Annotated in this window: 19 protein-coding genes and 3 tRNA genes; 15 read left to right on the top strand and 7 right to left on the bottom strand. The window is 65.7% G+C overall.

The genetic code is table 11. From position 1 onward, the window contains the following. Window positions 1-50 precede the first annotated feature (50 nt). Both TVC13_RS04590 and TVC13_RS04585 read left to right on the top strand, forming a co-directional pair. Window positions 51-401 (top strand): thiamine-binding protein, encoded by a 351-nt coding sequence (locus TVC13_RS04590; protein ID WP_091600748.1) that lies wholly within the window; start codon window positions 51-53, stop codon window positions 399-401. Between the two features lie 79 nt (window positions 402-480). Beyond that, window positions 481-1,365 (top strand): spermidine synthase, encoded by an 885-nt coding sequence (locus tag TVC13_RS04585; protein WP_422400048.1) that lies wholly within the window; start codon window positions 481-483, stop codon window positions 1,363-1,365. 63 nt (window positions 1,366-1,428) lie between these two features. Here TVC13_RS04585 and TVC13_RS04580 read toward each other — a convergent pair whose 3' ends face one another. Continuing rightward, window positions 1,429-2,859, bottom strand: a complete 1,431-nt coding sequence (locus TVC13_RS04580) for an NCS2 family permease (protein WP_422400047.1) — start codon at window positions 2,857-2,859, stop codon at window positions 1,429-1,431. Window positions 2,860-3,052: 193 nt separating this feature from the next. Here TVC13_RS04580 and TVC13_RS04575 point away from each other — a divergent pair, with 193 nt between their 5' ends. Then, window positions 3,053-4,051, top strand: a complete 999-nt coding sequence (locus tag TVC13_RS04575) for a universal stress protein (protein WP_422400073.1) — start codon at window positions 3,053-3,055, stop codon at window positions 4,049-4,051. A gap of 9 nt (window positions 4,052-4,060) precedes the next feature. Here TVC13_RS04575 and TVC13_RS04570 read toward each other — a convergent pair whose 3' ends face one another. Continuing rightward, window positions 4,061-4,990, bottom strand: a complete 930-nt coding sequence (locus TVC13_RS04570; RefSeq protein WP_422400046.1) for a cation diffusion facilitator family transporter — start codon at window positions 4,988-4,990, stop codon at window positions 4,061-4,063. 9 nt (window positions 4,991-4,999) lie between these two features. Further along, window positions 5,000-5,359, bottom strand: coding sequence for a metallopeptidase family protein (locus tag TVC13_RS04565; protein WP_422400072.1), 360 nt, complete (start codon window positions 5,357-5,359; stop codon window positions 5,000-5,002). 156 nt (window positions 5,360-5,515) lie between these two features. On the opposite strand from TVC13_RS04565, the gene TVC13_RS04560 reads away from it, so the two are divergent. The 9 genes from TVC13_RS04560 (at window position 5,516) to TVC13_RS04520 (ending at window position 8,942) form a co-directional block, all read left to right on the top strand. Next, window positions 5,516-5,588 (top strand) — tRNA-Glu (locus tag TVC13_RS04560). 61 nt (window positions 5,589-5,649) lie between these two features. Further along, window positions 5,650-5,723: transfer RNA gene (locus TVC13_RS04555), tRNA-Asp, on the top strand. A 56-nt stretch (window positions 5,724-5,779) separates the two neighbouring features. Further along, a tRNA-Phe gene (locus TVC13_RS04550) sits at window positions 5,780-5,855 on the top strand. A gap of 147 nt (window positions 5,856-6,002) precedes the next feature. Further along, window positions 6,003-6,446, top strand: a complete 444-nt coding sequence (locus TVC13_RS04545; RefSeq protein ID WP_422400045.1) for a pyridoxamine 5'-phosphate oxidase family protein — start codon at window positions 6,003-6,005, stop codon at window positions 6,444-6,446. Window positions 6,447-6,492: 46 nt separating this feature from the next. Further along, window positions 6,493-7,071 carry an Asp23/Gls24 family envelope stress response protein gene (locus TVC13_RS04540; RefSeq protein WP_422400044.1) on the top strand — a complete coding sequence of 193 codons (579 nt, stop codon included), beginning with the start codon at window positions 6,493-6,495 and terminating at the stop codon, window positions 7,069-7,071. A gap of 80 nt (window positions 7,072-7,151) precedes the next feature. After that, window positions 7,152-7,343 (top strand): DUF2273 domain-containing protein, encoded by a 192-nt coding sequence (locus TVC13_RS04535; RefSeq protein WP_152224870.1) that lies wholly within the window; start codon window positions 7,152-7,154, stop codon window positions 7,341-7,343. Continuing rightward, entirely contained in the window at window positions 7,340-7,735 is a 396-nt protein-coding gene (locus TVC13_RS04530; RefSeq protein WP_422400043.1) for a hypothetical protein, read from the top strand. The genes TVC13_RS04535 and TVC13_RS04530 overlap by 4 nt, the downstream gene beginning before the upstream one ends. Then, window positions 7,732-8,334: a DUF6286 domain-containing protein gene (locus TVC13_RS04525; RefSeq protein WP_422400042.1), complete on the top strand. Its 603-nt coding sequence runs from the start codon at window positions 7,732-7,734 to the stop codon at window positions 8,332-8,334. Before TVC13_RS04530 ends, TVC13_RS04525 begins: the two co-directional genes overlap by 4 nt. Beyond that, complete coding sequence (locus TVC13_RS04520) at window positions 8,331-8,942, top strand: hypothetical protein (RefSeq protein ID WP_422400041.1); 612 nt, start codon at window positions 8,331-8,333, stop codon at window positions 8,940-8,942. The genes TVC13_RS04525 and TVC13_RS04520 overlap by 4 nt, the downstream gene beginning before the upstream one ends. 71 nt (window positions 8,943-9,013) lie before the next feature. On the opposite strand, the gene TVC13_RS04515 is transcribed toward TVC13_RS04520, so the two are convergent. From TVC13_RS04515 to TVC13_RS04505, 3 genes are all read right to left on the bottom strand, one after another. Then, window positions 9,014-9,868: a hypothetical protein gene (locus tag TVC13_RS04515; protein ID WP_422400040.1), complete on the bottom strand. Its 855-nt coding sequence runs from the start codon at window positions 9,866-9,868 to the stop codon at window positions 9,014-9,016. A 2-nt stretch (window positions 9,869-9,870) separates the two neighbouring features. After that, window positions 9,871-10,674 carry an exodeoxyribonuclease III gene (locus tag TVC13_RS04510; RefSeq protein WP_422400039.1) on the bottom strand — a complete coding sequence of 268 codons (804 nt, stop codon included), beginning with the start codon at window positions 10,672-10,674 and terminating at the stop codon, window positions 9,871-9,873. Window positions 10,675-11,298: 624 nt separating this feature from the next. Further along, on the bottom strand, window positions 11,299-12,078 hold the full coding sequence (locus TVC13_RS04505; RefSeq protein WP_422400038.1) for an IclR family transcriptional regulator: 780 nt from the start codon (window positions 12,076-12,078) through the stop codon (window positions 11,299-11,301). Between the two features lie 139 nt (window positions 12,079-12,217). Between TVC13_RS04505 and TVC13_RS04500 the strand changes: the two genes are divergently transcribed. Next, window positions 12,218-12,925, top strand: a complete 708-nt coding sequence (locus TVC13_RS04500) for a CoA transferase subunit A (protein WP_422400037.1) — start codon at window positions 12,218-12,220, stop codon at window positions 12,923-12,925. Between the two features lie 4 nt (window positions 12,926-12,929). Further along, a complete protein-coding gene (locus tag TVC13_RS04495; protein ID WP_422400036.1) occupies window positions 12,930-13,586 on the top strand; it encodes a CoA transferase subunit B in 657 nt (218 codons plus the stop codon). Between the two features lie 29 nt (window positions 13,587-13,615). On the opposite strand, the gene nadE is transcribed toward TVC13_RS04495, so the two are convergent. Continuing rightward, entirely contained in the window at window positions 13,616-14,437 is an 822-nt protein-coding gene (nadE, locus tag TVC13_RS04490; protein ID WP_422400035.1) for an ammonia-dependent NAD(+) synthetase, read from the bottom strand. A gap of 111 nt (window positions 14,438-14,548) precedes the next feature. Between nadE and pyrE the strand changes: the two genes are divergently transcribed. Beyond that, window positions 14,549-15,118: an orotate phosphoribosyltransferase gene (pyrE, locus tag TVC13_RS04485; protein ID WP_152224850.1), complete on the top strand. Its 570-nt coding sequence runs from the start codon at window positions 14,549-14,551 to the stop codon at window positions 15,116-15,118. The last annotated feature ends 19 nt before the right edge of the window (window positions 15,119-15,137 follow it).

The following is a 15,137-nucleotide window of genomic DNA, read 5'->3' as shown; positions in this document are numbered from 1 at the left end:
AGCACGACGGTACGGTTCAGGTTCGCCGCCCCGGGTGGCAGACTGGGCGCATGCTTGTAGCCTTCTCAGTTGCCCCGTCCGGTGTGGGTCCCGAAACGGGTCCCGGTGGTCCGTCCGCAGACGCTTCAGTGCACGACGCCGTTGCCGCCGCCGTCAAAATCGTCCGCCAGTCCGGACTGCCGAACCGCACCGACGCCATGTTCACCACCATTGAGGGCGAATGGGACGAAGTCATGGACGTCATCCGCCGTGCCACCGAAGCCGTCGGCCGGTACGGCAGCCGGGTATCCCTGGTGCTCAAGGCGGACATCCGCCCGGGCCACACGGGAGAACTGACCGGCAAGGTGGAGCGGCTGGAGCAGGTGCTGGCGGCGGAGGACGAATACCGGGGCCACTCCTAGTTCCGGAAGAACGTGCCGTCTCCGGCGAAGCCTAAGCTGGAAGCATGAGCTCTATCCACGTTCCCCGGGCAGCTGGCTGATGGGCCGCCAGCGCCCCGGCAAAGGCAAACCGGAAGAACCCGCGCCCGGAGCCGGACCTGTAGCGGGCCGCTATGAAATCGACACCGGAACCTGCGAACTGCTTCCGGACCAGTTCTCCTCCACCGGCTGGCTCCTGAAAATCAACGGCGTGCACTCCTCACACATCGACCTCGCCAACCCGCGCGAGCTCGACTTCGAGTACATGCGCTGGATCGCAGCCCTGGTGGAATCCAGGTTCCCGGCAGATGCCAGGCTGCGCGCACTGCACCTGGGCGGAGGGGCGTGCTCGATGGCACGGTACTTCGCGGACGTTTACCCCGGTGCGCGGCAGGTCGTCGTCGAACTGGACGGGAAACTCGCGGAACTGGTGCGCGGCTGGTTCGATCTTCCCCGGGCCCCGCTGATGCGGCTGCGCGTGGGTGAAGCCCGCGAGGTGACCGAATCCCTCAGCGAGGACAGCCGGGACCTGATCATCCGCGACGTCTTCGCCGGGGACAAGACTCCGGCCCCGCTGACGTCCGCGGAGTTCCTGGCCCACGCAAAGCGCGTGCTGGCAGCGGACGGACTGTACGTGGTCAACTGCGGTGACGCGCCGGACCTCAGGACTGCCCGCCGGGAAGCGGCCACGATTGCTGAATCCTTCCGTCACACCGCCATCATTGCGGACCCCGCGATGCTCAAGGGCAGGCGCTACGGAAACATCATCATCGCCGGTTCCGATATCCCCTTCGCCGAGGACGCCTCACTGCCGCGCACCCTGCTGGGCGGCGCGCTGCCGGCCCAGCTCTGGGACGATGCAAAGGTCCGCGCGTTCGGGCGGGGATCCCAGGTGATCCACGACGCCGAGACAGCGGGAGTAACCGCGGAAAAGGCCAGGCCGTAAAGGGGAAGTGGGGGGGCGGGCCGGGTGGGGGCACTTCCCTGATGCTGCTGCGGAGATAAGGGTTTAGACGCCCAGCGCAGCTTCGATCGGGCCGACGCAGAAGAAGACGGCGAATGCCAGGGCGACAATCCACATGACCGGGTGGACTTCCCGGGCCCGTCCCTGCACCGTGCGGATAAGCACATAGGAGACGAAACCGGCACCCAGGCCGTTGGCGATCGAGTAGGTGAAGGGCATCAGCACAATGGTCAGGAAGGACGGCAGGGCCAGTCCGATGTCCGACCAGTCGATCTTCGCCACCTGTGTGGTCATCAGGTAACCGACGACGACGAGTGCCGGGGCCACTGCTTCGAACGGCACCAGGTAGATCAGCGGGGTCAGGAACATGGCTGCGATAAACAGCAGGCCGGTGACGATCGATGCCAGACCGGTGCGGGCGCCTTCGCCGATGCCTGCGCCTGATTCAACGAACAGCTGGTTGGAGGAGACGCTGGCACCGCCGCCGGCGATCGCGCCCGCTGCGTCAACAAGCAGCACACGGTCAACGTTGGGGATGTTGCCGTCCTTGTCGATGCTTCCGGCGCCGGTGGAGAGGCCCACCATGGTTCCCATCGCATCGAAGAAGATGCTGAGCAGGATCACGAAGGCCAGCAGCGAGGCGCCAATGATGCCCATCGTCTCAAAGGACCCGAAGAGGTTGAAGTCGCCGATCAGGGAAAGGTCGGGGGCGCCCCACTGCGGCATGCTCGGGGTGACCAGGGACCAGCCGGTTGCTACGCCTGCGCCCTGGCTGCCGGGGGCGGCAACGGTTTCAATGATGACGGCCAGCACCGTGGAGGACAGGATGCCAATGAGGATCGCGCCGCGGACCTCGCGGGCCATGAGCACGATGGTGAGGATCAGGCCAAAAACGAACACGAAGGTCGGCCAGCCCAGCAAGTCTCCGCCGGCGCCGAGTTCGACAGGGACGGTGGTGCCTGCGGCGTCTGGGACACGGCGGACAAAACCGGCGTTTACGAATCCGAGCAGCGCAATGAAGAGGCCGATGCCCACAACGATGGCGGTCTTGAGGCTCGCCGGAACGGCCCTGAAGACCGCTGTCCGGAACCCGGTCAGCACCAGGATGAGCATCGTGATGCCAGCCAGGACTACCAGGCCCATCACATCGGGCCAGGTGAGGTTATCGGTCGTGGCAACGGTGACGGCGACGAACGCGTTGACTCCCAGACCGGTGGCCAGAGCGAACGGGTGCTTGGCCCACGCGCCCATGATGATGGTCAGGACACCGGCAACCAGTGCCGTGGCTGCGGCGACCGCAGGGGCTCCCAGGACGTTGCCGGCACCGTCTTCTCCTCCGAGGATCAGCGGGTTCAGAACCACGATGTAGCTCATGGCGAAGAAAGTGGCCAGACCTCCGCGGATCTCCGTGGCAACCGTGGAGCCCCGCTTGGAGATTTCGAAATACCGGTCCAGTCTTGAACCTTGCTTGAGCATGACTGTTTTCCTCTGAGTGAGTGTTGTGGCTCGGGGATGTGCGAAAGCACCAGTTTCGATATTAGTCCTGCGGTGCCCCTAGCTTTTAATGCGCACGTCCCGACGAAATAGATACCGCCGCCTGGGAACCTTCGCGGGTAGGCTTTCAATAGGAGCGCAGCCAAAGGTGGCTGTGTGCACCCGAAGGGAGCCGATTGTGTTCGATGCTGAGTTTGAGGCGGACCCGCTCCGCTCCGGAATCGTGGTCGGCGTGGATGGCTCGGACCAGAGCATCTGTGCCCTCACCTGGGCTGCAAGGGAAGCCCGGCGGCGGCGTGTTCCGCTGCACGTGGTGACGGCCTACACCGTTCCCATCTTCGCGGCGTCGTCCATGGACGCCGGCTACACGGCCGTTGATGACGCCGTGATCCGCGACGGTGCCCGCTCCGTTCAGGAAAAGGCCCTGGCCCGCATCTCCCACGATGGACTCGAGGTCATCTCCCGGGTTGAAACCGGGGATGCTGCCGCAGTCCTGCTGGAACTCTCCGAGGACGCGGATCTTATGGTGGTGGGTTCCCGCGGCCGCGGCGGATTCGTGGGGCGGCTCCTTGGCTCCGTCTCTAGTGCACTTCCGGCCCACGCCAAATGCCCCACGGTGATCGTTCCGCTGCGGACCGCCGGACGGCTGCCCGAAGCCGGTGTGTCCGCCCCGGCAGGATCCCCGGTGGCAGACGATGTGCACCAGGCCATCGTCGTCGGCGTTGACGGCTCAGAACACGGCCGTGCCGCCTCCCTGGTGGCCGCCGAACAGGCACGCAGCACCGGCCTGCCGCTGCGCATTGTCTGCGCACTTCCTCCATTCAGCGGATCGCTGGCCTGGGTGCCTGCACCGCTGGACGTTGACGCACTGCATGCCGAACTGATGGAGCAGCTCAACGCCGGCCGGAACTGGCTGCAGAGCCACTTCCCGGACGTGGAGATGTCCGTGGAGCTCGTGGACGGGCCGCCGGCGGAAATTATGGTGGGGCGCACCGCAAACGTTGAACTGGTGGTGCTTGGCACCCGCGGCCGCGGCGGTTTCGCCGGTATGCTGCTGGGCTCAACCAGCCAGAGCGTGCTGCATCACGCAAAGGGCCCCGTCATGGTGGTCCCGGACTACGACGATCCGCGCCTGGCTGACCGGGCGAAGTTCGGGCCCATGGCCGAACAGTAGGAGCATGGCTCAGGCGTGCCGTTCACCTTCGTGGACGGCATGCCGCTCCGGCTCCAGCTGGAAGGTGCAATGCTCGGTGTCGAAGTGGCTGGCGAGGCAGCCCGAAAGCCGGTCCAGGATGGTGTCCATCCCGTGCGGGGTCAGGAACTCCTCGTCCACCACCACATGGGCCGAAAACACCAGCACCCCCGACGTGATGGTCCAGATGTGGATGTCATGGGCGTCCTGCACACCGTCCACCCGGACAATGTGCTCCCGGATCATTTCAACGTCCACGCCCTGCGGCGTTGCCTCAAGCAGCACATCGATCACTTCCCGCAGCAGCGACCACGCCCGCGGCAGGATCATCGCGGCGATCAGGAACGAGGCCCACACATCCGCCTGCTGGTAGCCGGTCAGAATGATGACGACGGCGGACACCACCACCGCGGCCGAGCCCAGCAGGTCGCCCAGCACCTCCAGATACGCCCCGCGTACGTTCAGGCTTTCCTTGCGGCCCGAGCGCAGGATCAGCAGGGACACCAGGTTTGCCAGTCCGCCGATGACCGCCGCGAACAGCATGATCCCGGTGTGGACTTCCGGAGCGTCACCGATCCGGCGGACGGCTTCCGTGAAGATGACAACGGCAATCACAATCAGCAGCACCGCGTTGGCCAGGGCCGCGAGGACTTCCGCCCGCTGGTAGCCGTAGGTGCGTTTCGACGTCGCGGGCCGGCCGGCTATCCAGGCCGCCAGCAGGGCGATCGAAACGCCCGCTGCGTCCGAGAGCATGTGCCCGGCGTCCGCCAGCAGTGCCAGTGACCCCGAGACCAGTGCGCCGGCCGCCTGAATGAGAACCACCGAGATGGTGATGAGGAAAACAGCCAGCAGTTTGCGGCGGTGCCTGCCGGTGGCGGTGCCTGACGGCAGCCCATGGCTGTGGCCGGAATGATCACCCATAATTACAGGCTAGCCCCAGCCCAGTTCATGAAGCCGGGCGTCGTCGATCCCGAAGTGGTGGGCCACCTCATGGATGACGGTGATCCGGATTTCATCGACCAGCTCATCGCGGCTGTCGCACATGCGCATCAGCGGTCCGCTGAAGATGACGATCCGGTCCGGCAGTGAACCTGCTCCCCACCAGGAGTCCCGCTCAGTCAGGGGCGTACCGTCATACAGGCCCAGCAGCTCCGTCTCCGGGTCCTCGTGCGGGCCCGGAACGTACTCGTCCTCAACGAAGACCGCCACGTTGTTCATCGCCTTGGCCAGGTCCTCCGGAATGGAGTTCAGGGCGTCGTCGACGGCGGCTTCGAAGTCATCGGGGCTCATCTCGATCGGCACATTTCCACTCTAGCCGGGGGCCTGTGAAACCCGATTTTGGAAATCCCGCCAGTAGGCCCTATAGTTTTATAGGTCCGCAGCCGGGAAACACGACTGGAACCGAGAAGCCTCGGAGTCAGCCAAGTTGAAAGCTGCGTGTTCTGAGCCCCCATCGTCTAGCGGCCTAGGACACCGCCCTTTCACGGCGGCGGCACGGGTTCGAATCCCGTTGGGGGTACTCACGAGAGTGGTAATTCAACCGCTGAAAAGCTGGTAGAGTTTACACTCGTGAAAAGCAAGGCCCTGTAGCGCAGTTGGTTAGCGCGCCGCCCTGTCACGGCGGAGGTCGCGGGTTCAAGTCCCGTCAGGGTCGCTCAGATTTTCTGAAGCGATTTGGAAGATCTCGGTGATCATCTTTCGATGATGCCCGGCTCTGTAGCTCAGTTGGTAGAGCGTTCGACTGAAAATCGAAAGGTCACCGGATCGACGCCGGTCGGAGCCACCAGCTAAGAAACCCCGTACTCAATGAGTGCGGGGTTTCTTTCTGTCTGCGTGCATTTTGCCTTGTCCGGGACCCCGGAACACCGTTCACCCTTTCCTTCACCGTCACGGGACGGTTCACTTGAGCGGTCGAACCCTATGGAGGTCAAAGATGATTCCAAACAGTGAAGCGTTCCAGTGGGACTCCGTGAGCCCGCATGAGAACGAGGAGCTGAGCGAAGCCCAGTGCTGGTCCCTGATCGGCGGCAAGGAAACCGGCAGGATCGCGTTCCTGCAGGACGGCAGGCTGCTGGTCTTTCCCGTCAACTACCTGGTGCACAATAAGTCCGTTTATTTCCGGACCAGTGAAGACAGTGGCCTGGCCCTGCTGCCGGGAGACCTCAACACCTCCTTCCAGGTGGACGCGCACGACGGCGATGCCATGTCAGGGTGGTCCGTCCTGGTCAGCGGACGTGCGAATGCGGTTCGTGACGAGTCGCTGCTGACCACGCTTTGGGGCATGCGCAGCACCGCACCCTACGGCGGCGGGCAGCGCAACATGTTCGTAGGAATCGATCCAACCCAGGTGACAGGCCGCCTCGTCCGGATGGGCTGAGGCCTCCCTGCCCAATGGGACAGGTGAGGGGCTAGGCTTGGCTCTTATGGAAGATGCCCAGATCACTCCGGGAAACGGTCCAGCCGCTGCCGGAAACCAGCCAGGAACCCCGACGCCGGCCGGTCGGGGTCCAGTCTCCGCACCGCCGCCCGGACCCGGGCCAAAACCGAATGCCGCGGCACACCTGCCCCCGGCACCGGATGTTCCGGCTCCGCCTGCCGGTACCGAGCCGGGCGGGCGCACCTCCATCGCGGAACAGGCTGTGGCCAAGGTTGCAGCAATCGCCGCGAGAGCAGTTCCCGGGGTGCACTCGCTTGGCACCGGTGCCGGCAGGACCCTGGGCGCGGTGCGCGACGCCGTCGCAGGCTCAGACACCACCGCCACTGCCGGTGTAAACGTTGAAGTCGGTGAGACCGAGGCCGCCGTGGACATCACCCTGGTGGCCGACTACGGCATCCCGCTGACCGGCCTTGCCGACTCCGTCCGTTCCGCCGTGTACTCCGCCGTGGAAGACCTGGTGGGGCTCAACGTGGTGGAAGTCAACGTCTCCGTGGCGGATGTGCACGTTCCCGAGGCGCTGGATCCCCGCACCGTCAAGCGCCAGCCGGGCACGGTTCAGGACTGAGAATGCGCAGTCTTCCGGGCTTTGAAGGATCAACCAACGCGTATCCGGTCCCGCACGGGACTGAAAGTAAGGCAGGAACAATGAAACCGACCGTGGTGGGCATGGCAGTGGGCGCCGTGCTGGCTTTTACCGCCCTCCTTTTTGATTTCTGGGGCTTCCTGCTGATGGCCCTGTTCATAGCGGTCGGAGCCTTCTTTGGCCGTGCCGCTGAAGGCAAAGTCGATTTCCGCAGCGTGCGGGACGCCCTCACCGGGCGCCGCTCCTCCTCATGAGCACTGCTGTTGTGCCGGTTGACACCAGGCCCCGCACCGCCGCGCCGCTGGCCGGGCACAACCGGATCAGCACCCAGGCCCTGACCAGCACTGCGCAGGCGGTGGCAGCGGAACATTTCGGTGTTCCGGCTTCTGCAATCCGGGTCACCTGGAGCGACGACCAGGGTCTGCTGGCCCTGTCACTGGCCCTGCCGGTCACCATGCCGCCGCTTGGCGCCGTCGTGAAGGACCCGGGGCTGGTGGAACGTACCGGCGGGTCGGTCTGGGACCGGGTGCACGCCGCGAAGCCGGTGCTGCTGGAACGCATCACCTACCTCACCGGTTCAATCCTCTCCCTCGTGGACATCCGCGTGACCGGCATCCGCGTGCAGGAAGGGAGCCGGGTGAAATGAGCGACACCACCGCTGCACCGCCCACCGAAGGCTCCACCGGCCGCATCGTGCGGCGGGAAACCCATGCCGCACGGACTGTTCCCGCAGTGATTGCCGCCGCACTCGGCATTCTCTTCTGCCTGTATGTCCTGCTCGAGTCGGTACTGCAGTCCCTGGGGCAGGACGAATGGCTGATTGATCCGCCCACCTTCGGCCACTGGCTCGCCGGACTGCCGGGGGACGCGGACCCCCTGGTCCTGGGCCTCACCGGCGCCCTGATCTTCCTGGCTGGCCTCTGGTTCTTCCTGATGGGGGTGCTTCCCGGCCGCCGGGCCCGCTATCCCATCCCGAACTCGCGTGCCGCCGTCGTGGTGGACGCCGAAGTCCTGGCCTCTTCCCTGGCCCGCCGCGCCCGCCTGACTGCGGGGGTTACCTCCAGCCAGGTCCTGGTGACGGTCGGCCGGACACGGGTCGAAGTGAGGATCCGTCCCACGTCCGGAATCCCCGTCGATTCAGAGGCCGTGCGTGCCGCCGTCGAGGATGAGCTGGCGCTCACCGGACTGCAGCCGCAGCCGGCCGTAACCGTGCTGGTATCAACCGTGGGGGCGATCGGCCAGTGAACCGCACCCCACGTTCCCTAAACCGTGTGCTCTTGGGGCTCGGCGGCCTGCTGCTGCTCGCTGTGGGCGCCGGACTCGTACTGCTCAGCGTTGACCCCGCCGCCGCCCGCTGGTGGCAGGACACCGCCCCGGCCGTTCTCAGCGGAGGAGGGCGCCTGCTGAGCGGCACCGCCATGCCGGGACTGAGTCAGAGCTGGCTCTGGCCCGCCCTGGCCCTGGCCATGATCGTTCTTGCTGTGCTGCTCGTGCTCTGGATTGCTGCACAGGGACGAGGCAGGGCGGACACGCTCGTTGCCGAATACGACGACGACGGCGCAGCCGGCCGGATTGCCATCAGCGGTTCGGTGCCCGAACAGGCGCTGCGCGAAGCGCTGCTCAAGGATCCCGACGTGACCTCGGTGGGAGTCAGCACCTGGGCGCTGCAGGACGGCAACGGGCTCCGTGTACGGATTGTGCCGCGGCAGGGTGCCGCACCACACCTCGTGGCTGCCGACGCGACCAGCCTCGTCGACGCCCTGGATGCTGCGCTCGGCCGCCGCTCAACCGTGCTGATCAGCATTGAAGCGGGACGGCGCTACCGGCTGGGCCGGGAGGAACGGGTCCGCTAACGAACCCGGCACCCGGGTCGGGGGGGGGGGGGGGGGGGGGGGGGGGGGGGGGGGCCCCGCGGGGGAGGCGGTCAGGACGCGCGGGCGAGCTGACGGATAGGGATCCACCGGCTGGCCAGCCGCCGATACGCCGCCGCCGCACCGGTCATGTCGCCGTCGGCCAGTGATTCAATGCCCAGCCGCACGTCAGACGGCGAATCGTCCGGATAGACGAGGTCTGCGACCGGGCCGTAGTCCAGCTCCAGCACGGCGGCAGGGGAGAAGACCTCCATCCACGCGACCAGGTCCGTCAGCTCGTCCAGCAGGTCCAGTTCCGGGGCTGCCAGGGCCAGCGCCGCCGCAGCATGCCGGGCGCGCTCAATGCACTGCTGCACAGGGGCTGAAAGCCGGACGGTGAGTACCCGGCCGTCCTCCTCGACCACCTCGGTCTGGTCATCCTCGTGCATCAGCACAAACCAGCCGAAAGGCACGCCCCAGGTAGCTGAACGGGTGTGGAGCTTGGCCAGGGAATCCGCGAAGGAATCCGGGTCGATCCGGGCGGCGTGGGCCTCCCGCGCCACCTCGGGCAGCAGCACGTCCACCAGCGGTCCGTGCACGGTTTCGCCCAGTGACTCCGCAGCCAGCGACGTTCGGACCGCCAGCTGGTTGGGGCAGTACAGCCGCGTGGTGGTGCCGTCCTGACCCGGGTGATGCAGCACCCGGACCAGATCCGTGGAATTGTGCGGGAACGGATCGGAAACGGCGCGGACCAGCCGGCGGACGGCGTCGCTGCGTTCCAGGACCTCCGTCTCGTGGCGGGCGCGGGAGCGCTGGTTCAGGATGCGCAGCTGCTGGTCATCGTCGAACGCATCCAGGGGTTCGTAGGCGCGGAGGTAGGACACGTACGGGAACGTCCGCCACACGGTAGCCTCCGGTGTCCCGGCCATGCCTAGTCCAGTTCCACGATCACGGGCGCGTGGTCAGAGGCGCCCTTGCCCTTGCGTTCCTCCCGGTCGATGCTTGCGCCGGTGACGCGGGCCGCCAGAGCGGGGGAGCCCAGGGCGAAGTCGATGCGCATGCCCTGCTTCTTCGGGAAGCGCAGCTGCGTGTAGTCCCAGTACGTGTAGACGCCCGGACCCTCGGTGTACGGGCGGGAGAGGTCCTGGAAACCTGAGTCCAGGAACGCCTGGAAGGCAGCCCGCTCGGGTTCGGTGATGTGGGTAGCGTTCTGGGCACGGAACCAGTCAATGTCCCAGACGTCCTCGTCGCGGGGAGCAATGTTCCAATCACCCATCAGTGCCAGGTTCAGGTTCGGATCGGCCTCGATCCAGGAGGCGGCCTGGTCCCGCAGGACCTTCAGCCATTCGAGCTTGTACGGCATGTGGGGATCATCCACGGCCCGGCCGTTTGGAACGTACAGGCTCCAGATCCGCACGCCGCCGCAGGTGGCGCCGATGGCGCGGGCCTCAGCGGCGGTGGTCTCCGCGGTCTTGCCGAAGTGCGGCTGGCCCGGGAAGGTGCGCTCGACGTCGTCGAGGCCTACCCGCGATGCGATGGCGACGCCGTTCCACTGGCTCAGCCCGAAGTGCGCCACCTCGTAGCCGTTGAACTCAAACATCTCCCACGGGAAGTTGTCGTCCTTGGCCTTGGTCTCCTGGATAGCCAGGACGTCGACGTCGGAGCGCTGCAGCCAGGCTTCAACGCGGTCGGCACGGGCACGAATGGAGTTCACGTTCCAAGTAGCAATCTTCACACTTGCTACGTTACCCAATCCGCGCAACAGGGGCCTACGGGGTGCTGGGCGGGTTCTTGTCTTGCCCAGCTCGGTAGCGTGGGTGCCCGCCGGGGATCCGCCGGGTGCCGCAGGGGACCCGCCGGGCGGGCCGGAACGGCGGCAACGAAACTCCTTCTCTCGCAGAGCTCGCTCGGAGTATTAAAGCCGCCTAACCCGGCCCGTCCGGCGGGCGGGACCGGCGGCCACTTCGCGCGGAGAGCTCGCACGGAGTATTAGGGCTGCCTGACCCGGCCCGTCCGGCCAGCGGGAATGGTGGCAACTTCGCGCGCAGAGCTCGCACGGAGTATTAGGGCTGCCTGACCCGGTTCGTCCGGCGGGCGGGCGCCCCGGCCTGCTGCTGAACGCGCTACCGGTCCTGCACCTGCATGGGCTTTCGGTCCGGTTTGGGACAATCCGTTCGGTTTGGGACTTTCCTGCCGCGGCGCCGCGGAGGATTTTCCCAAACTGGCAGGGATGTCCCGAAGTGGAGCGGAATCGGGCCCCCGACTGGTCCCACAACGCAGGATTGTCCCGAAAGGGAGGGAAACGGACGCCGGGCGGTCCCAAGGACAGGGATGCCGAGCCCCACAAATGTCCTGGGCGCTACCGGGTTGGTGAAGGGCCGAGCTTCTTGGAGAGTTCGTGGGCGTGGTGGAGGAGGAGACGGCCAAGGTCGGGGCGGCGCTCCGGAGCGAAGCGGGGAGCTATGCCGGTCAGGCTCAGTGCCCAGGCAGGCTGGCCGGAGGGGTCAAAGACCGCTGCCCCCATGCCCCAGCTGCCTGTGACAATGAGTCCCGGATTGACGGCATAGCCGAGCGTGCGGGTCTCCTGGATGCGGGCCCGGATAGAGTCCGGGTCATGGCCCTCGCCGTGTTCGGCGGCGAGGTCTGTGGCGGCAAGGTAGTTCTCAACGGTGCTCTCCGGCAGGAACGCCAGGATCGCCAGGCCCGCGGAGGCAACGCCGAGCGGAAAGCGCTTGCCCTCGTGGAGGACAAACGAGCGGATCGGGAAGGCGCCGTCCTCACGCAGCAGGCAGACAGTCTCATTGCCGCGGCGCACCGAGAAGAAGGCGCTTTCTCCCGTGGCTTCGGCGAGGGCCCGGACGTGTTCCCGCGCGAGGGAGGAAATGTCGTAGCGTTCCGCGGCCACTGAGCCCATCAGATAGAGCTCCGGGCCCAGCAGCCAGCGCCCGGTCCGGTTGTCGTGGTCCAGGAACCCCTCGGCAGCCAGTGAGGCAAGCAAACGGTGGGCGGTGGGCCGGGGCAGTGAAGCGGTCCGTGCGACGTCGCTGGTTCCTATGCCCTGGGGCATTGCAGCGCTCACCGTCCGCAGGACCCCCGCGAGCCGGTGGACAACCTGCGCCCCCTGTATACCTTCGGTCATGTCCACATTATGAACGCATGTTGGAGTCCTGGCCATGATCCGAACACTTTAATTGCATTGGTTGACCCTGCGAAGCCAGCTATCTAGCCTCGGAGTTCAAAGCGGACAACGTCCACATTATGAGCGCAGGAGCATGCTGATGGGGAATAAGATACTGGGCAGTGCCGGCGAAGCCCTGGCGGAGACCGTTCGGGACGGCATGACTGTTGCCGTCGGCGGGTTCGGCCTAAGCGGGATTCCGGTCAACCTGATCACGGCGCTGCGGGAAAGCGGAGCCACCGGGCTGACGATTGTTTCCAACAACATGTGCGTGGACGGCAAGGGACTTGGACTGCTGCTTGAGAACAGGCAGGTCGCCAAGGTGCTGGGTTCCTACGTCGGGGAAAACAAGCTGTTCGCGGAACAGTATCTGTCCGGGGATCTGGAGGTGGAGTTCGTTCCACAGGGAACCCTGGCGGAACGGCTGCGTGCGGGCGGGGCAGGGATTCCGGCCTTCTACACTCCCACCGGAGTCGGTACCCCGGTAGCAGAAGGAAAACCTGAAGCAGTCTTCGATGGGCGGCGGGCCATCCTGGAACGCGGCATAGTTGCGGACATAGCCTTGGTCCGAGCGCATATCGCAGACTCTGAAGGCAATCTGCGCTACCGGATGACGGCGCAGAACTTCAATCCGCTGGTCGCAGCGGCCGGCCGGCTGACGATTGCGGAGGCCGAGGAAATCAGCCCGGACTTCCTTGATCCGGACCGAATCAATACGCCGGGAATCTTTGTCCAGCGCGTGGTGAAAGCTGACATCACGGAAAAGCACATCGAACAGCGGACCGTTCGGGTCCGGGTGGAGGCCTAAGACCATGTGGAGACGGGACGAGATGGCAGCCATCGCCGCTGCGGAGCTTGAGGACGGCCAGTACGTCAATCTTGGGATCGGCATTCCCACACTGGTGGCCAATCACCTGCCGCCGGGTGTGAATGTGTTCCTGCAAAGCGAGAACGGGCTGCTGGGCATGGGCCCGTTCCCTTATGAGGGTGACGAGGATGCGGACCTCATCAACGCCGGCAAGCAGACCATCACGGTTCTTCCCGGCGGCAGCTTCTTCGACTCAGCCACCTCCTTCGGCATGATCCGCGGCGGCCACGTGCAGACGGCGATTCTCGGCGCACTTCAGGTTTCCGCCTCCGGCGACCTGGCGAACTGGACCATCCCGGGCAAGCTCGTCAAAGGCATGGGCGGCGCCATGGACCTGGTTGCGGGGACGCCGCGCGTCATTGTCATCACCGATCACGTAGCGAAGGACGGCACGCCGAAGATCGTCCCATCCTGCGACCTGCCCCTGACCGGCGTCGGCGTCGTGGACCGCATCATCACCGACCGTGCCGTCTTCGACGTCGTCGACAACGCCCTGGTCCTCCGGCGAATGGCTCCCGATCAGGACATCGACTCACTGCGGGCAGACACTGCAGCGACCTTCACCATTCAGCTGGAAACGGCCGACGCCGTGGTTTCATAGGCGGCTCGCCACTGCCTGCCAGCGAAGAACTATTTCCACCAGCCGTCAAGAATCGACACCGGCGTCGTCCGCTTGTGCCGCGTCATGAGGTACCGCTTCTCGATCTTCTCCGCTGCCTCATCGGAGACTTCCCGGCCCTCAAGGTAGTCGTCGATCTCGTCGTACGTGATGCCCAGCTCGGTTTCGTCCGTCTGGCCGGGAACGCCGTCGAGCAGGTCGGCGGTCGGTGCCTTGCCTACGAGCTTGTCGGACGCCCCCAGCCCACTGAGCAGCGAGCGGACTTGGCGTTTGTTGAGGCCGAAGAGCGGAAGGATGTCCGCGCCGCCGTCGCCGTACTTGGTGAAGAAACCGGTCACCGATTCGGCGCCGTGGTCCGTGCCGATGACCAGCAGGTTGTGTTCCCCGCCCACGGCGTACTGGGCGGTCATCCGCACGCGGGCCTTGATGTTGCCCTTGTTGAAGTCGCTGAGGCTGCCGTTTTCCATGGCGGCGTAGGCCTTCTCGAACCCGTCAACGGCGTCGCCGATGTTGTAGGTCCAGGAGGTCTTCGGCTGGATGAATTCCAGTGCGGCCTGGGCGTCGTCTTCGTCGTGCTGCACCCGGTACGGCAGGCGCAGGGCGATGAAGTTCGCGTCCATGCCCTCCGCGTTCAGCTCCTCGACGGCGAGCTGGGCCAGGCGGCCCGCGAGCGTGGAGTCCACGCCGCCGCTGATGCCCAGCACAAACCCTTTTGCGTGGGCTGCGTGCAGGTAGTCCTTGAGGAAGTCCACCCGGCGCCGGATCTCCGCTTCCGGATCAATGGCGGGGTGCACACCCATTTCGGCAATGATTTCGGCTTGAAGTTCGCGCATGGCGTTCAGCCTATACAACGCTTTCTTTCCCCGGGCAGAGCCGGTGCGTTCTGTGACGCGTGGCCTGCCGCCCCGAAGGGCTGATAGGGGGCGCTCGGATAGGATTGGGGCATGACTTCCCCGCAGATCGCCGCGTCCCGTGCCCGCCTCCTGGAACTGATCAAGGAGCTGGCTGTAGTGCGCGGAAAGGTGATTCTTTCTTCCGGCAAGGAAGCCGATTACTACATTGACCTGCGCCGCATCACCCTGCACCACGAGGCTTCACAGCTTGTCGGCGAGGTCATGCTGGACATGATCGAATCCGCCGGCATCCAGTTCGCCAGCGCCGGCGGGCTAACCATGGGTGCAGACCCGGTCGCCACCGCCGTTATGAACGCCTCCGCCCGCAGCGGCGGAACCGTGGACGCGTTTGTGGTCCGCAAGGCCCAGAAGTCCTACGGTATGGGCCGCCAGGTGGAAGGTCCCGATGTCGCCGGCCGCGACGTCGTTGTCCTGGAAGACACCTCAACCACCGGCGGCTCGGCACTGACCGCCGTGGAGGGCGTGCGGAACGCGGGCGGCAACGTCGTCGCCGTCGCCGTGATCGTGGACCGGGACACCGGGGCCAAGGAACGCATTGAAGCCGAAGCCGGCGTGCCCTACCTGTTCGCGTTCGGCAAGGACGAGCTCGGGCTCGACTAAGCACCACCCCGGTTGCGCC

The organism is Arthrobacter sp. 3Tela_A (genome assembly GCF_049311025.1).
Taxonomy (GTDB): domain Bacteria; phylum Actinomycetota; class Actinomycetes; order Actinomycetales; family Micrococcaceae; genus Arthrobacter_B.
Note: the sequence above shows the minus strand (reverse complement) of the source record. Positions and strands in the feature narration are given on the sequence as shown.

Coding starts and splice junctions, on each gene's coding strand:
- TVC13_RS04590 (WP_091600748.1), top strand. CDS start 51: ATGCTTGTAGCCTTCTCAGTTGCCCCGTCCGGTGTGGGTCCCGAAACG.
- TVC13_RS04585 (WP_422400048.1), top strand. CDS start 481: ATGGGCCGCCAGCGCCCCGGCAAAGGCAAACCGGAAGAACCCGCGCCC.
- TVC13_RS04580 (WP_422400047.1), bottom strand. CDS start 2,859: ATGCTCAAGCAAGGTTCAAGACTGGACCGGTATTTCGAAATCTCCAAG.
- TVC13_RS04570 (WP_422400046.1), bottom strand. CDS start 4,990: ATGGGTGATCATTCCGGCCACAGCCATGGGCTGCCGTCAGGCACCGCC.
- TVC13_RS04565 (WP_422400072.1), bottom strand. CDS start 5,359: ATGAGCCCCGATGACTTCGAAGCCGCCGTCGACGACGCCCTGAACTCC.
- TVC13_RS04545 (WP_422400045.1), top strand. CDS start 6,003: ATGATTCCAAACAGTGAAGCGTTCCAGTGGGACTCCGTGAGCCCGCAT.
- TVC13_RS04540 (WP_422400044.1), top strand. CDS start 6,493: ATGGAAGATGCCCAGATCACTCCGGGAAACGGTCCAGCCGCTGCCGGA.
- TVC13_RS04535 (WP_152224870.1), top strand. CDS start 7,152: ATGAAACCGACCGTGGTGGGCATGGCAGTGGGCGCCGTGCTGGCTTTT.
- TVC13_RS04530 (WP_422400043.1), top strand. CDS start 7,340: ATGAGCACTGCTGTTGTGCCGGTTGACACCAGGCCCCGCACCGCCGCG.
- TVC13_RS04525 (WP_422400042.1), top strand. CDS start 7,732: ATGAGCGACACCACCGCTGCACCGCCCACCGAAGGCTCCACCGGCCGC.
- TVC13_RS04515 (WP_422400040.1), bottom strand. CDS start 9,868: ATGGCCGGGACACCGGAGGCTACCGTGTGGCGGACGTTCCCGTACGTG.
- TVC13_RS04505 (WP_422400038.1), bottom strand. CDS start 12,078: ATGACCGAAGGTATACAGGGGGCGCAGGTTGTCCACCGGCTCGCGGGG.
- TVC13_RS04500 (WP_422400037.1), top strand. CDS start 12,218: ATGGGGAATAAGATACTGGGCAGTGCCGGCGAAGCCCTGGCGGAGACC.
- TVC13_RS04495 (WP_422400036.1), top strand. CDS start 12,930: ATGTGGAGACGGGACGAGATGGCAGCCATCGCCGCTGCGGAGCTTGAG.
- nadE (WP_422400035.1), bottom strand. CDS start 14,437: ATGCGCGAACTTCAAGCCGAAATCATTGCCGAAATGGGTGTGCACCCC.
- pyrE (WP_152224850.1), top strand. CDS start 14,549: ATGACTTCCCCGCAGATCGCCGCGTCCCGTGCCCGCCTCCTGGAACTG.